General features: G+C 73.1%; 13 protein-coding genes. 10 read left to right on the top strand and 3 right to left on the bottom strand.

The window, feature by feature from the left end:
• Positions 1-19: 19 nt before the first annotated feature.
• The 3 genes from AB0A69_RS11570 to AB0A69_RS11560 all read left to right on the top strand — a co-directional run bounded on the left by AB0A69_RS11570 (position 20) and on the right by AB0A69_RS11560 (position 3,052).
• Entirely contained in the window at positions 20-700 is a 681-nt protein-coding gene (locus AB0A69_RS11570; RefSeq protein ID WP_355358540.1) for a trimeric intracellular cation channel family protein, read from the top strand.
• Between the two features lie 27 nt (positions 701-727).
• Positions 728-1,573 (top strand): thioesterase family protein, encoded by an 846-nt coding sequence (locus AB0A69_RS11565; RefSeq protein ID WP_361418687.1) that lies wholly within the window; start codon positions 728-730, stop codon positions 1,571-1,573.
• Between the two features lie 309 nt (positions 1,574-1,882).
• Positions 1,883-3,052, top strand: a complete 1,170-nt coding sequence (locus AB0A69_RS11560; protein ID WP_361418684.1) for a cysteine desulfurase family protein — start codon at positions 1,883-1,885, stop codon at positions 3,050-3,052.
• A gap of 76 nt (positions 3,053-3,128) precedes the next feature.
• Here AB0A69_RS11560 and AB0A69_RS11555 read toward each other — a convergent pair whose 3' ends face one another.
• Positions 3,129-3,812: an N-acetylmuramoyl-L-alanine amidase gene (locus AB0A69_RS11555; RefSeq protein ID WP_361418681.1), complete on the bottom strand. Its 684-nt coding sequence runs from the start codon at positions 3,810-3,812 to the stop codon at positions 3,129-3,131.
• A gap of 72 nt (positions 3,813-3,884) precedes the next feature.
• Between AB0A69_RS11555 and mnmA the strand changes: the two genes are divergently transcribed.
• Positions 3,885-5,036, top strand: a complete 1,152-nt coding sequence (gene mnmA / locus AB0A69_RS11550; protein ID WP_361418678.1) for a tRNA 2-thiouridine(34) synthase MnmA — start codon at positions 3,885-3,887, stop codon at positions 5,034-5,036.
• An 8-nt stretch (positions 5,037-5,044) separates the two neighbouring features.
• On the opposite strand, the gene AB0A69_RS11545 is transcribed toward mnmA, so the two are convergent.
• Positions 5,045-5,629: an alpha/beta hydrolase gene (locus tag AB0A69_RS11545; protein WP_361418676.1), complete on the bottom strand. Its 585-nt coding sequence runs from the start codon at positions 5,627-5,629 to the stop codon at positions 5,045-5,047.
• A 44-nt stretch (positions 5,630-5,673) separates the two neighbouring features.
• Positions 5,674-6,000, bottom strand: a complete 327-nt coding sequence (locus tag AB0A69_RS11540; protein ID WP_361418673.1) for a DUF427 domain-containing protein — start codon at positions 5,998-6,000, stop codon at positions 5,674-5,676.
• Positions 6,001-6,050: 50 nt separating this feature from the next.
• Here AB0A69_RS11540 and AB0A69_RS11535 point away from each other — a divergent pair, with 50 nt between their 5' ends.
• From AB0A69_RS11535 to gatC, 6 genes are all read left to right on the top strand, one after another.
• The gene (locus AB0A69_RS11535; protein ID WP_361418670.1) at positions 6,051-6,590 is read left to right on the top strand and encodes a TIGR00730 family Rossman fold protein; all 540 of its coding nucleotides are present in this window, start codon (positions 6,051-6,053) and stop codon (positions 6,588-6,590) included.
• 28 nt (positions 6,591-6,618) lie between these two features.
• The gene (locus AB0A69_RS11530; RefSeq protein ID WP_361418667.1) at positions 6,619-7,308 is read left to right on the top strand and encodes an SDR family oxidoreductase; all 690 of its coding nucleotides are present in this window, start codon (positions 6,619-6,621) and stop codon (positions 7,306-7,308) included.
• 40 nt (positions 7,309-7,348) lie between these two features.
• Positions 7,349-8,353: a methionine synthase gene (locus tag AB0A69_RS11525; protein ID WP_361418664.1), complete on the top strand. Its 1,005-nt coding sequence runs from the start codon at positions 7,349-7,351 to the stop codon at positions 8,351-8,353.
• A gap of 22 nt (positions 8,354-8,375) precedes the next feature.
• Complete coding sequence (gene ligA, locus AB0A69_RS11520) at positions 8,376-10,559, top strand: NAD-dependent DNA ligase LigA (protein WP_361418661.1); 2,184 nt, start codon at positions 8,376-8,378, stop codon at positions 10,557-10,559.
• A 333-nt stretch (positions 10,560-10,892) separates the two neighbouring features.
• Complete coding sequence (locus AB0A69_RS11515) at positions 10,893-12,938, top strand: bifunctional diguanylate cyclase/phosphodiesterase (protein ID WP_361418658.1); 2,046 nt, start codon at positions 10,893-10,895, stop codon at positions 12,936-12,938.
• A 115-nt stretch (positions 12,939-13,053) separates the two neighbouring features.
• On the top strand, positions 13,054-13,350 hold the full coding sequence (gatC, locus tag AB0A69_RS11510; RefSeq protein WP_355363428.1) for an Asp-tRNA(Asn)/Glu-tRNA(Gln) amidotransferase subunit GatC: 297 nt from the start codon (positions 13,054-13,056) through the stop codon (positions 13,348-13,350).
• The last annotated feature ends 7 nt before the right edge of the window (positions 13,351-13,357 follow it).

Below are 13,357 nucleotides of genomic sequence, written 5' to 3'. Positions count from 1 at the left end.
GACCATGTAGAACTGTCCGGTGCTCCAGGAACTCTTCACGCCCTCCGTCCAACACGCGCTCGAGCTCGTCGGGATCTTCGTCTTCGCGATCTCCGGCGCGCTGCTCGCCGTACGCAAGAACTTCGACGTGTTCGGCATCGCGGTCCTCGCGGAGGTCACCGCGCTGGGCGGGGGGCTGTTCCGGGACCTGGTCATCGGGGCCGTACCGCCCGCCGCCTTCACCGACCTCGGCTACTTCGTGATGCCGCTGGTCGCCACGGTCCTGGTCTTCTTCCTGCACCCGCAGGTGGAGCGCACCCAGACCGCCGTGAACGTCTTCGACGCCGCCGGCCTCGGCCTCTTCTGCGTGTCCGGGACGACGAAGGCGTACGAGCACGGCCTGGGCCTGACCTTCTCGGCCGTGCTCGGCCTCGCCACCGGCGTCGGGGGCGGCGTGCTGCGCGACGTACTCGCGAACGAGGTGCCCTCGCTGCTGCGCTGGGACCGGGACCTGTACGCCGTGCCCGCCATCGTCGGCGCCACCATGGTCGCGCTCTGCATCCGCTTCGAGATGCTGAACCCCTTCACCAGTGGTCTCGCCGCCCTCACCACGTTCGTCCTGCGCCTGCTCGCCCTGCGGTTCCACTGGCGTGCGCCGCGGGCGTGGAACCGCCGCTCCGCCCGCTCCGAGGACGAACTCCCGCAGAAAGCTACCGCTTAGTAGTTTCCTGCTGTACGGTTCCGTGCCATGAACAGCGAGTTCGAGTCCGAGTTCGAGTACGAGTTCGACCGCGACACCGCGGTGACCCTGCGCGAGCCGGGCGTCTACGACGCCGAGCTCTCCGCCGGCTGGACGATCATCCACGCCGTCAACGGCGGCTACCTCCTCGCCCTGTTGGGCCGCGCCCTCGGGGAGGCCCTGCCGCACCCCGACCCGTTCACGATCTCGGCGCACTACCTGACGCCCTCGGTGCCCGGACCCGCCGTCATCCGGACCGAGACCGTCCGCACCGGCCGGACCCTCTCCACCGGCCAGGCGTCCCTCTTCCAGTACGCGGACGACGGCTCCGAGGTCGAGCGCATCCGGGTCCTCGCCTCCTACGGCGACCTCGACGCGCTCCCCGACGACGTCCGCACCACCGCCAAGCCGCCCGCCATCCCGCCGCGCGAGCACTGCTTCGGCCCCTCCGACGGCCCGGCCCCGCAGATCCCGGGCTCGTCCGCGATCACCGAGCGCCTCGACATCAAGCTCGACCCCGCGACGCTCGGCTGGGCGCTCGGCGCCCCGTCCGGCAAGGGCGAGATGCGCGGCTGGTTCGGCCTCGCCGACGGCCGCGAACCCGACCCGCTGTCCCTCCTCCTCACCGTCGACGCGCTGCCGCCGACCTCCTTCGAGCTGGGCCTCACGGGCTGGACCCCGACCGTCGAACTCACCACCCACATACGCTGCCGCCCCGCCCCCGGGCCGCTGCGGGTCGCCATCACCACGCGCAACCTCGCCGGCGGCTTCCTGGAGGAGGACGCCGAGGTCTGGGACAGCGCCGACCGCCTGGTCGCCCAGTCCCGCCAACTCGCCCGCGCGCCCCGGCCGTAGGGGGGTCTCGCCGATCTTGCCGGGCTCGCGACGCCTGGCACCGCTCCCCCAGAGCTTCGCCTGGGGGTGCCCCCACGCCGCGTTGTCGTCGGTCGCCAATGGCCCCCGTAGCCCTGCGGGCAACGGGGGAGGCTCCCTCCTCCCCCTTGCGATCCGTCCCCTCGGCCCCAAGGGGCCTGGGGAGACCCCATGCACCAGACGCCGCTCCCTGATCCGGCCTGATCGACAAGACACCCCCTAGCCCCGGCCCGGCCGGGCGCTCGCGGTCGGCGCCGCCGCCCGGCCCCCGCCTCGTAGAATCGAGGCACCATGGCCTACCTCGACCACGCCGCGACGACTCCGATGCTCCCGGAGGCGATCGAGGCGATGACCGCCCAGCTCCCCGTCACCGGCAACGCGTCCTCGCTGCACTCCGCCGGACGCCGGGCCCGCCGTACCGTCGAGGAGGCCCGCGAGACCCTCGCCGAGGCGCTGGGGGCCCGCCCCAGCGAGGTCGTCCTCACCTCCGGCGGCACCGAGGCCGACAACCTCGCCGTCAAGGGCCTCTTCTGGGCCCGCAGGGCCGCCGATCCGCGTCGCGTGCGGGTGCTCGCCAGCCCCGTCGAGCACCACGCCGTCCTGGACGCCGTGCACTGGCTCGGCGAGCACGAGGGCGCCACGGTCGAGTACCTGCGCGTCGACGCGTACGGGCGCGTCCACCCGGACGCCCTGCGCGAGGCCATCGAGCGGGACCCGGGCAGCGTCGCGCTCGCCACCGTGATGTGGGCCAACAACGAAATCGGCACCGTCATGCCGGTCGCCGAACTCGCCGCCGTCGCGCGGGAGTTCGGTGTCCCCCTGCACTCCGACGCCGTGCAGGCCCTCGGCCAGGTCCCGGTCTCCTTCGCCGACTCGGGCCTCGCCGCCATGACGGTCTCCGGCCACAAGATCGGCGGCCCGTACGGCATCGGCGCCCTGCTGCTGGGCCGCGAGTACACCCCCGTCCCGGTGCTGCACGGCGGCGGCCAGGAGCGCCACGTCCGCTCCGGCACCCTCGACGTGCCGGCCGTCGCCGCCTTCGCCGTCGCCGGGCGGCTCGCCGCCGAGCGCCGCGAGGCGTACGCCCGCGAGGTCGGCGCCCTGCGCGACGCGCTGGTCGACGCCGTCCGCACGGCAGTCCCGGACGCCGTCCTCGGCGGCGACCCCGACCCGGCGGGCCGCCTGCCCGCCAACGCGCACTTCGCCTTCCCCGGCTGCGAGGGCGACTCGCTGCTGCTGCTCCTGGACGCCCAGGGCATCGAGTGCTCCACCGGCTCCGCCTGTACGGCCGGCATCGCCCAGCCCAGTCACGTCCTGCTCGCCACCGGCACCGACCCCGATCTGGCGCGCGGCACCCTGCGCTTCACGCTCGGCCACACGTCCACGTACGCGGACGTCGAGGCGGTCGCGAAGGCCATCGGCCCGGCGGTGGAACGGGCGCGGACGGCGGGCCTCAGCTAAGCGGAGGGCCTGAGCGAGCGGGGCCTCGGCCGGCAGACGGCCTGAGCGAGCAGACGGCCTCGGCCGGCAGACGGCCTCAGCGAGCGGCCGAGGCCCCGGAACCCGCCCCGGCGGCCGCGGCGGCGCGCACCAGCTTCATGTACCGGTCCCAGTCCCAGTGCGGGCCCGGGTCGGTGTGGTCCGTGCCCTCCACCTCGACATGGCCGATGATGTGCTCCCGGTCGGCGGGTATGCCGTACCGCGCGCATATCCCGGCCGTCAGCCGCGCCGACGCTTCGTACATCGCCGCCGTGAAGTCCTTCGGGCGGTCGATGAAGCCCTCGTGCTCGATGCCGATGCTGCGCTCGTTCATCTCCCGGTCGCCCGCGTGGAAGGCCACGTCGAGCTCGCGGATCATCTGGGCGATGTGCCCGTCCTTGCGGACGACGTAGTGGGTCGCGGCGCCGTGCCCCGGGTTCTTGAAGACCCTCAGCGCGGTCGGATAGCTGCCCTGGACGACATGGATCACGACCCGGTCGATGGTGTAGTCGTCAGGGCGGTCCGCGCGCCGCCAGTTGGCCCGCGCGGCCGCCGTCCACTCCGCGCCCTGGTGGTCCAGCTCGCCCTCGACGCGCTTCTTCTCCATGCCGGGCAGCCGCCACCAGGCACGCTCCAGCTCGTCACGGGCCAGCACCGCCGCGCCCGCCACGGCCGCGCCGCCGCCGATCAGCACCGCGCGCCGGCCGACCCGCCGCTTCCCCGCCCCGTCCGTACGCCCCATGTGATCGTGAACGCACGCGCGTACGTATTCGGTTCCCGGACGCTCCGCCCGGACCCGTACCCTGATAGGGCTATGACTCAGACTCCGCAGCGGACCACCCCCCAGCGCCCCCTCCGTGTCCTCGCCGCCATGTCGGGCGGTGTGGACTCCGCCGTCGCCGCCGCCCGTGCCGCCGAAGCCGGCCACGACGTGACCGGGGTGCACCTGGCCCTCTCCGCGAACCCCCAGTCCTTCCGCACCGGCGCGCGCGGCTGCTGCACCATCGAGGACTCGCGGGACGCGCGCCGCGCGGCCGACGTCATCGGCATCCCGTTCTACGTGTGGGACCTGGCCGAGCGGTTCCGCGAGGACGTCGTCGAGGACTTCATCGCCGAGTACGAGGCGGGGCGCACGCCCAACCCCTGCCTGCGCTGCAACGAGAAGATCAAGTTCGCGGCGCTGCTGGACAAGGCGCTCGCGCTGGGCTTCGACGCGGTCTGCACCGGCCACTACGCGACCGTGGTCACCAAGGAGGACGGCACCCGGGAGCTCCACCGCGCCTCCGACATGGCCAAGGACCAGTCCTACGTCCTCGGCGTCCTCGACGAGAAGCAGCTCGCCCACGCCATGTTCCCGCTGGGCGACACGCTCACCACCAAGGACGAGATCCGCGCGGAGGCGGAGCGGCGCGGCCTCGCCGTCGCGAAGAAGCCCGACAGCCACGACATCTGCTTCATCGCCGACGGCGACACCCAGGGCTTCCTGGCGTCGCGCCTCGGCAAGGCGGAGGGCGACATCGTGGACGAGTCCGGGACCAAGCTCGGCACCCACGAGGGCGCGTACGGCTTCACCATCGGCCAGCGCAAGGGCCTGCGCATCGGCCACCCGGCGCCCGACGGCAAGCCCCGCTACGTCCTGGACATCTCCCCGGTGAACAACACCGTCACCGTCGGCCCCGCCGAGGCCCTCGACGTCACGGCCCTCACCGCGATCAAGCCCCGCTGGTGCGGCACGGCCCCCTCGGCCCCCGGTACCTACACGGCCCAGCTCCGCGCCCACGGCGGCGAGACCCCGGTGACCGCCGCCCTCGTCGGCGACGAGCTCCACGTCGCCTTCGCCGAGCCGGTCCGGGGCGTGGCCCCGGGCCAGGCGATCGTCCTCTACGACGGCACCCGCGTGGTCGGCTCCGCGACGATCGCGACGACGACGCGCCGCGAGGCGCCGGAGCCGGCCACGACGGCCTGAGACCCGCCTCAGTCGGCTGCTTCCGCGAAGAAGCGCCCCAGCACCGGCGCCAGCACCTGCGGCGCCACCTCGTGCGTCTGGCCCGTCAGCGTGGTGTGGCGGGCGCGCGGTACGGCGGCGGCGACCGCGCGGGCCGTGTCGCGCGTGCGGGCCGGGCTCGCGCCGCCGTCGAGGACCAGCACGCGCGCGGTGACGGCGGCCAGCAGGGCGCAGGGCGGGGCCGGGTTCCCCGGTGCCGCGGCGCGCGCGCCCACGAGCGGAGCGAGCGCGGCGCCGTACGGCGGCTCGTACGCCGACAGCCGGCGGATCGGCAGCCCGGCCGCGGCCGCCTCCAGGGCGAGCGCACCGCCCGAGGCGGTGCCGTGTACGTAGGCGCTGCCGCCCGCCTCCGCGATGAGCGCCGCCAGGTCGCCGAGCTCGGCCGCGCCGCCGCGCCGGCCGTAGGTGTACGTGGTGAAGCGCGGCGCCAGCAGCCGCGCGAGCGCCGCCTCACCCGCGCCCGCGTCCGTGCCCGACGTACTGCCCACCAGGATCAACGGCGGCCCGTCGCCGCGCCGTTCGTACGCCGGCACCGTCCTGTTCAGTTTCTCCATACGGGGGCAGACCGGAGCCGGACGCGAAACTCATCGGCGCGGCGTCACACCACCTCGGTTTCGTAGAAACAGAGGTGGTCCTTGATCGCGGCGACCTCCGCCTTGGGGTCGGGATACGCCCAGGCCGCGTCCTTCGCCCCGGCCAGGGACCAGTAGGACGCCGTCCCCTTGAACGGGCAGTACGTGTGCGTGTCCGAGGGGGACAGCAGGTCCATCCGTACGTCCGCCGGCGGCAGGTAGTAGCGCACCGGGCAACCCGTCTCGCGCAGGACCAGCGGCCGCCGGCTCTCGGCGATCACCCGGCCCCCGTGGAGGACCCGTACGTGCTCCGTGCCCGGCTCGACGGTGATGCGGTGTCCTGTCGTCGTCATGACCGGTCCAACGGCGGCGCGCGGCCTCCGATTCCCCGTACCGTGGCGCCATGAACATCTGCGTCTTCCTCTCCGCCGCGGACCTCGACGACCGCTACACCGTGCCCGCCCGCGAATTCGCCGAGCTGCTGGCCAAGGGCGGCCACACGCTCGTCTGGGGCGGCTCCGACGCCGGTCTGATGAAGGTCGTGGCGGACGGGGTCCAGGAGGCGGGCGGGCGGCTGGTGGGGGTCTCCGTGGAGTTCCTGGTCCACAAGGCCAGGAGCGGAGTGGACGAGATGGTCGTCGCCAAGGACCTCGCCGAGCGCAAGGCGCTGATGCTCGCCAAGTCCGACGCTGTCGTCATCATGGTCGGCGGCACCGGCACCCTGGACGAGGCCACCGAGATCCTGGAGCTGAAGAAGCACGGCCTGCACACCAAGCCCGTGGTGCTGTTGAACACGGCGGGCTTCTACGACGGCCTGAAGGAGCAGTTCCGTCGGATGGACGCGGAGGGCTTCCTGCCCGTGCCCCTCACCGACCTGGTGTTCTTCGCGGAGGACGGCGTCGCGGCGCTCGCGTACCTGGAAGAGGCCGCCGGGATCCGCTGAGGCGCCGGGTGATGCGAGCATGGCCCGTATGGCTACACATCTGATCACCGGGGCAGGGTCGGGCATCGGCGCGGCGGTCGCGCGACGGCTGCACGCGCGGGGTGACGACCTCGTCCTGCTGGCCCGCGACGCCGGGCGCGCCAAGGAACTGGCCGAGACCTACCCCGGCGCCCGTACGCTCGTCGGCGACCTCGCCACCCCCGACCGCCTCTCCTGGGCCTTCTCGCACCAGTCCCTCCCGGACCGGCTCGACTCCCTGCTGCACGTCGCGGGCGTCGTCGACCTCGGCCCGGTCGGCGACCTGACCCCCAAGACCTGGCGCCACCAGCTCGACGTGAACCTGCTCGCCCCCGCCGAGCTCACCCGGCTGCTCCTGCCCCAACTGCGGCTCTCCCAGGGGCACGTCGTCTTCGTCAACTCCGGTGCCGGGCTCAACGCGCACGCCGAGTGGGCCGCGTACGCCGCCTCCAAGCACGGCCTGAAGGCCCTGGCCGACGCGCTGCGCCACGAGGAGCACGGCAACGGCGTACGCGTGACCTCGGTCTACCCGGGCCGTACGGCCAGCCCCATGCAGGCCAAGGTGCACCAGCAGGAGGGCAAGGAGTACGACGCCTCCCGCTGGATCGACCCGGAGTCCGTCGCCACCGCGATCCTCACCGCGATCGACCTGCCGCGCGACGCGGAGATCAACGACCTGTCGGTGCGACCGGGGCGGTAGGGGCGACGGGCCTCCTCACGCCGGCGCGTACGCTTCCCGGGTGAGCGAGAACAACGACTTCAGCTGGGGCCCGGCGACCGGGGTCGGGTCCATGCCGGGCGGCGACGCGCGTGAGGCCGTCAAGACCGTCACCGGGTCCTTCGAGGACTTCCCGTACCTCCCCGAACTCCCCGCGCGCGGCCCCGGCGCCGACATGATCGGGCGCACCCTCGGGATGCTGGTCGAGATGTACGCGCACGTCGAGCCGAGTGGCTGGCGGATCAGCGACCGCCCCGGCCGCGACACCCGGCGGGCCAGGTCCTGGCTCGGGGAGGACCTCGACGCCCTGGAGGAGTTCACGCAGGGGTACGGGGGTGTGCTCAAGGTGCAGGCCGTCGGCCCCTGGACGCTGGCCGCCGCGCTGGAACTGCGCGGCGGCGAGGCGGCTCTCGGCGACCCCGGCGCGTGCCGGGACCTGGCGGAGTCGCTGGCCGAGGGGCTGCGGGCCCATCTCGCGGAGGTACGGCGCCGGGTGCCGGGCGCGCGGGTGGTGCTGCAGCTGGACGAGCCGTCCCTCACCGCCGTCCTGCGTGGGCAGGTGCGGACCGCGAGCGGCTACCGGACCTACCGGGCGGTCGACCGGCAGGTGGTGGAAGGCGCGCTGCGGGACATCGTCGGGGTGAGCGACGGCCCGGTGATCGTGCACTCGTGCGCGCCCGACGTGCCCTTCGCACTGCTGCGCCGGGCGGGCGCCGCGGGCATCTCGTTCGATTTCTCCCTGCTTACCGAGCGTGACGACGACCAGATCGGTGAGGCGGTCGAGGGCGGCACGAAGCTCTTCGCGGGCGTCGTGGGGTCCACCGACGCTCCGTTGTCGGACCCTGCCGGTAGCGTCATGGGTGTCAGGACGCTGTGGCGCAGGCTGGGGCTGCATCCGGGGGCTCTCGCGGAGTCGCTGGTGATCACCCCGTCGTGCGGGCTGGCGGGCGCCTCGCCCGCCTACGCCCGGGCGGCGCTCGCCCACTGCGTCAGGGCGGCGAGATCGCTCGCGGACAACCCTGAGTAACGTAGGCAACGGGAGGATTACGGTGGCTGTCGAACAGCAGGACGCGGTGCCGGCCGAGGCACGGGAGAAGCACGCGCAGCTGGCCGAGCAGGTGGAGGAGCACCGCTTCCGGTACTACGTGAAGGACCAGCCGGTCATCAGCGACGCGGAGTTCGACAAGCTGCTGCGCTCGCTGGAGGCGCTGGAGGAGGAGTACCCGGAGCTGCGGACGCCCGACTCGCCGACCCAGAAGGTCGCCGGGGCGTACGAGACGGAGTTCACCGCCGTCGAGCACCGCGAGCGCATGCTCTCGCTGGACAACGCCTTCGACGACGAGGAGCTGGCCGCCTGGGCGGACCGCGTCGCCAAGGAGGTCGGCACCTCCGCGTACCACTTCCTGTGCGAGCTCAAGGTCGACGGCCTCGCCGTGAACCTGACGTACGAGAAGGGGCGCCTGACGCGCGCCGCGACGCGCGGCGACGGGCGCACGGGCGAGGACATCACGCCGAACATCCGCACCATCGCGGACGTCCCGGACCGGCTGAGGGGCGACCGGATCCCGGACCTCGTCGAGATCCGCGGCGAGGTCTACTTCCCGATGGAGAAGTTCGAGGAGCTCAACGCCCGCCTGGTGGAGGCCGGCGACAAGCCCTTCGCCAACCCGCGCAACGCCGCGGCCGGTTCGCTGCGCCAGAAGGACCCGAAGATCACCGCGACGCGCCCGCTGCACATGGTGGTGCACGGCATCGGCGCCCGCGACGGCCTGGAGATCGGCCGGCTGTCGGAGGCGTACGGCCTGCTGCGCGAGTGGGGCCTGCCGACCGCCCGGCACAACAAGGTGGTCGACGGCATCGAGGGCGTACGGGAGTTCATCACGTACTTCGGCGAGCACCGCCACTCCGTGGAGCACGAGATCGACGGCGTGGTCGTCAAGCTCGACGAGATCCCCCTCCAGGGGCGCCTCGGCTCCACCTCGCGCGCGCCACGCTGGGCGATCGCCTGGAAGTACGCGCCGGAGGAGGTCAACACCAAGCTGATCAACATCAGGGTGGGCGTGGGCCGCACGGGCCGGGTCACGCCCTACGCCCAGGTCGAGCCGGTCACGGTCGCGGGCTCCGAGGTCGAGTTCGCCACCCTCCACAACCAGGACGTGGTCAAGGCCAAGGGCGTGCTCATCGGCGACACGGTGGTGCTGCGCAAGGCCGGTGACGTCATCCCGGAGATCCTCGGCCCCGTGGTCGACCTGCGGGACGGCACCGAGCGGGAGTTCGTGATGCCGTCCGAGTGCCCCGAGTGCGGCACGCCGCTGCGCCCGATGAAGGAGGGCGACGTCGACCTCCGCTGCCCGAACGGGCAGACGTGCCCCGCCCAGTTGCGCGAGCGGCTCTTCTACCTCGGCAGCCGCAAGGCCCTCGACATCGAGAACTTCGGCTATGTGGCGGCGGCCGCGCTGACCAGGCCCCTGGAGCCGGCCGAGCCGCCGCTGGCCGACGAGGGCGACCTGTTCGACCTGACGATCGAACAGCTGCTGCCCATCAAGGCGTACGTCCTGGACCAGGACAGCGGGCTGCCCAAGCGGGACCCCAAGACGGGCGAGGAGAAGATCGTCACCGTCTTCGCCAACCAGCAGGGCGAGCCCCGCAAGAACGCCCTGGCGATGCTGGAGAACATCGCGGCGGCCAAGCAGCGTCCGCTGGCCCGGATCATCACGGGCCTGTCGATCCGCCACGTCGGCCCGGTGGCGGCGGAGGCGCTGGCGCGCGAGTTCCGCTCCCTCGACCGCATCGAGCAGGCGAGCGAGAAGGAGCTGGCGGCCGTCGAGGGCGTCGCCGACATCACCGCCGCCTCGGTCAAGCAGTGGTTCGAGGTGGACTGGCACCGCGAGATCCTGCGCAAGTGGCGGGCCGCCGGGGTCCGGATGGAGGAGGAGAGCACCGGGGAGGACGAGGGGCCGCGCCCGCTGGAGGGGCTGACGGTCGTCGTGACCGGCACCCTGCAGAACTACACCAGGGATGGCGCGAAAGAGGCGCTCCAGAGCCGCGGAGCGAAGGTGACGGGTTCCGTTTCGAAGAAGACGTCCTTCGTGGTGGTCGGCGACAATCCCGGTTCCAAGTACGACAAGGCGATGCAGCTGAAGCTTCCGGTTCTGGACGAGGACGGCTTCACCGTCCTGCTGGAGCAGGGTCCTGACGCGGCGAAGGACGCGGCGCTCCCGCTCGAGCAGTAGCCACGAAAGGGCGGGTTCCGGACACGGAACGATGGGAAATCATCACCCGTTCAGCGCATACCAGATGGATAAGGGTGGCCGGGTCGCATTCGGGCAAGAGCTGTAGAGCGGTGCCCGTCGAAGCCTTCCGCGGCCTACTGTTGAGACGTGCGCCTGTCGTGCACGGCCGCGGAGACCGGTTTCGGCCGTGGTGGCATGACAACAGGGCCATCACGTGGCAACGGCACAGCCGGCTGTGAGAGGGACGGAATGAAACCGACCGAGAGCGCCGCCCCGGTCTCACGGCCGTGTGTGTACGCGGCCTGCGAGGGCATCGCAGCGAGGCTTCCCGCCATGGTGGTGGTCCTGGCCGGGCTGCTGCTCGCGACCGGGCTCGTCAGCGCGGTCCGCGACGGTCACGCGCTCTTCCCCGGCGGCGCGGAGGGCTGGTCGCTCGCCGTGCTCACCGGCATCATCGTCGGCCACCTGGTGGCCCTGGGCCGCGACCGCTGGTGGGGCGGCACCGGCTCCGGCGCCGCGCTCACCCTCGCGGTGCTGCTGCTGTACGGATGGGTGCCCGCCGGACTGGTCAGCCTCGCCGTCGTCGTCCTGGTGGGCGTGGCCCGGCGTCACCGCTGGCGGCAGGGGCTGCTGCACGGCGCCGCGGACATCCTCGGCATCGGGGCCGCGGCCCTGGTGCTCGCCGCCTTCGGTGACGTACCGAGCGTCGAACGCCCGTGGCGGCCGCTCGAATGGGGGATCGAGGCCGTACCGGAGGTGGCGCTGGCGGCCACCGCGTATCTGGTGGTGACCCGGCTCTTGCTGTGGTACACGCTCGCCCCGCCGAGCGGCGGACTGCCCACGGCCGCCCGCACGGCGCTGCTGCGCCAGGGGCTCGTGGCGGTCGCCCTGCTCGGCATCGCGCCGCTGATCTGCGTGGTCGCGGTCTCCCTGCCGGTGCTGCTGCCGCTGTTCGCCGTCCCGCTGATCGCGCTGGACTCCACGCTGTGGATCGCCCGCGCGCGGGCCGAGGAGCAGCTGCGCGACCCGCTGACCGGGCTGCCGAACCGCCAGTGGCTGCTGGAGCGGACCTGGACCGCCCTGGAGGACGCGGAGGGCGAGGGCGTCCGGGCCGCGCTGGTCCTGATCGACCTCGACCGTTTCCGGTCGGTCAACGACACGCTCGGCCACCTGGCGGGCGACCGGCTGCTGCTCCAGATCGCCGACCGGCTCCGGCTGGCGTTGCCGCGCGGCGCGGAGGCGGCCCGGCTCGGCGGCGACGAGTTCGCCGTCCTCCTGCCGACCGCCGACTCCACGACCAGCGCCCAGCGCGTGGCCCGCCAGCTCGCCGCCGAGCTGTCCTCGCCGCTCGACCTCGACGGGCTCACGCTCGTCCTGGAGGCCAGCGCGGGCGTCGCGGTCTTCCCCGACCACGCGCGCGACGCCGAAGGGCTCCTCCAGCGCGCCGACGTCGCCATGTACCAGGCCAAGCGGGACCGCACGGGCGTGGAGGTGTACGAGTCCAAGCGCGACTCCAACACCCCCGACCGCCTCGGCCTCCTCGGCGACCTGCGCCGCGCCCTGGACGCCGGCGAGGTGGAGCTCCACTACCAGCCCAAGGTCGGCTTCGACGGGCACGTGGCCGGCCTGGAGGCCCTGGTCCGCTGGGTGCACCCGGAGCGCGGACGGGTCCCCCCGGACGAGTTCATCGCCATCGCCGAGTCCTCCGGCCTGATGCCCCACCTCACCGAGTACGTCCTGGAGACGGCCCTCGGCCAGGTCGCCAAGTGGCGCGCCCAGGGCCTGGAGGTCCCCGTCGCGGTGAACGTCTCCCCGCGCGACGTCCACAGCCCCGGCTTCGCCGGCGCCGTCGCCGCCCGGCTGGCCCGCCACGGGGTGCCCGCCGGATCCCTGCAACTGGAGATAACCGAGCACGTCCTCCTGGAGGACCCCCAGCGCGCCGCCGACACCCTGGCGGGCCTCACCGGCCACGGCGTCAAGATGTCGCTGGACGACTTCGGCACCGGCTACTCCTCCCTGGTCCACCTGCGCCGCCTCCCGGTGAGCGAGCTCAAGATCGACCGCTCCTTCGTGGCGCGCCTCGCCGTGGACAACGAGGACGCCGAGATCGTCCGCTGCACCGTCGACCTCGCCCACTCCCTCGGCCTCCTCGTCGTCGCCGAGGGCGTCGAGGACGACGAGACCTGGGAGCGCCTGCGGGACCTGGGCTGCGACGCCGTCCAGGGCTGGCTCGTCGCCGCCGCGATGCCCCCCGCCGAAACCACCGCCTGGCTCCGCGCCCGCGACCCCCAGACGCCCGCCCCGGCGCCCCTCGCCCCGGCCGAACTCCCGGCCGCCGCGCCCCCGTCCCCGCAGAACGCGAACCAGGTGGTCCAGTAGCCCCGCCCCGTGGGGCCCCCGTCGGGGGGCCGCCCGGCAAACCGTTTCACGGGCACGGGGCCCGGCCCCATAGGATTGGGCCAAAACCATCACACTCACCCCTGAGGATCGCTGCATGCCTGGCATCACGCGCGAGGAGGTCGCCCACCTCGCCCGGCTGGCGCGTCTGGAACTGAAGGGCGAAGAGCTCGACCACTTCGCCGGACAGCTCGACGACATCATCGGCGCGGTCGCCCGCGTCTCCGAGGTCGCCGACCAAGACGTACCGCCGACCTCCCACCCGCTGCCGCTGACCAACGTCATGCGCCCGGACGAGGTCCGTCCTTCGCTCACCCCCGAGCAGGCGCTCTCCGGCGCGCCCGCCCAGGAGCAGCAGCGTTTCAAGGTGCCGCAGATCCTGGGGGAGGACTAAGACCGCC

It is taken from the genome of Streptomyces sp. NPDC045431 (genome assembly GCF_040646655.1).
GTDB lineage: Bacteria > Actinomycetota > Actinomycetes > Streptomycetales > Streptomycetaceae > Streptomyces.
Note: the sequence above shows the minus strand (reverse complement) of the source record. Positions and strands in the feature narration are given on the sequence as shown.

Coding starts and splice junctions, on each gene's coding strand:
- AB0A69_RS11565 (WP_361418687.1), top strand. CDS start 728: ATGAACAGCGAGTTCGAGTCCGAGTTCGAGTACGAGTTCGACCGCGAC.
- AB0A69_RS11560 (WP_361418684.1), top strand. CDS start 1,883: ATGGCCTACCTCGACCACGCCGCGACGACTCCGATGCTCCCGGAGGCG.
- AB0A69_RS11555 (WP_361418681.1), bottom strand. CDS start 3,812: ATGGGGCGTACGGACGGGGCGGGGAAGCGGCGGGTCGGCCGGCGCGCG.
- mnmA (WP_361418678.1), top strand. CDS start 3,885: ATGACTCAGACTCCGCAGCGGACCACCCCCCAGCGCCCCCTCCGTGTC.
- AB0A69_RS11545 (WP_361418676.1), bottom strand. CDS start 5,629: ATGGAGAAACTGAACAGGACGGTGCCGGCGTACGAACGGCGCGGCGAC.
- AB0A69_RS11540 (WP_361418673.1), bottom strand. CDS start 6,000: ATGACGACGACAGGACACCGCATCACCGTCGAGCCGGGCACGGAGCAC.
- AB0A69_RS11535 (WP_361418670.1), top strand. CDS start 6,051: ATGAACATCTGCGTCTTCCTCTCCGCCGCGGACCTCGACGACCGCTAC.
- AB0A69_RS11530 (WP_361418667.1), top strand. CDS start 6,619: ATGGCTACACATCTGATCACCGGGGCAGGGTCGGGCATCGGCGCGGCG.
- AB0A69_RS11515 (WP_361418658.1), top strand. CDS start 10,893: ATGGTGGTGGTCCTGGCCGGGCTGCTGCTCGCGACCGGGCTCGTCAGC.
- gatC (WP_355363428.1), top strand. CDS start 13,054: ATGCCTGGCATCACGCGCGAGGAGGTCGCCCACCTCGCCCGGCTGGCG.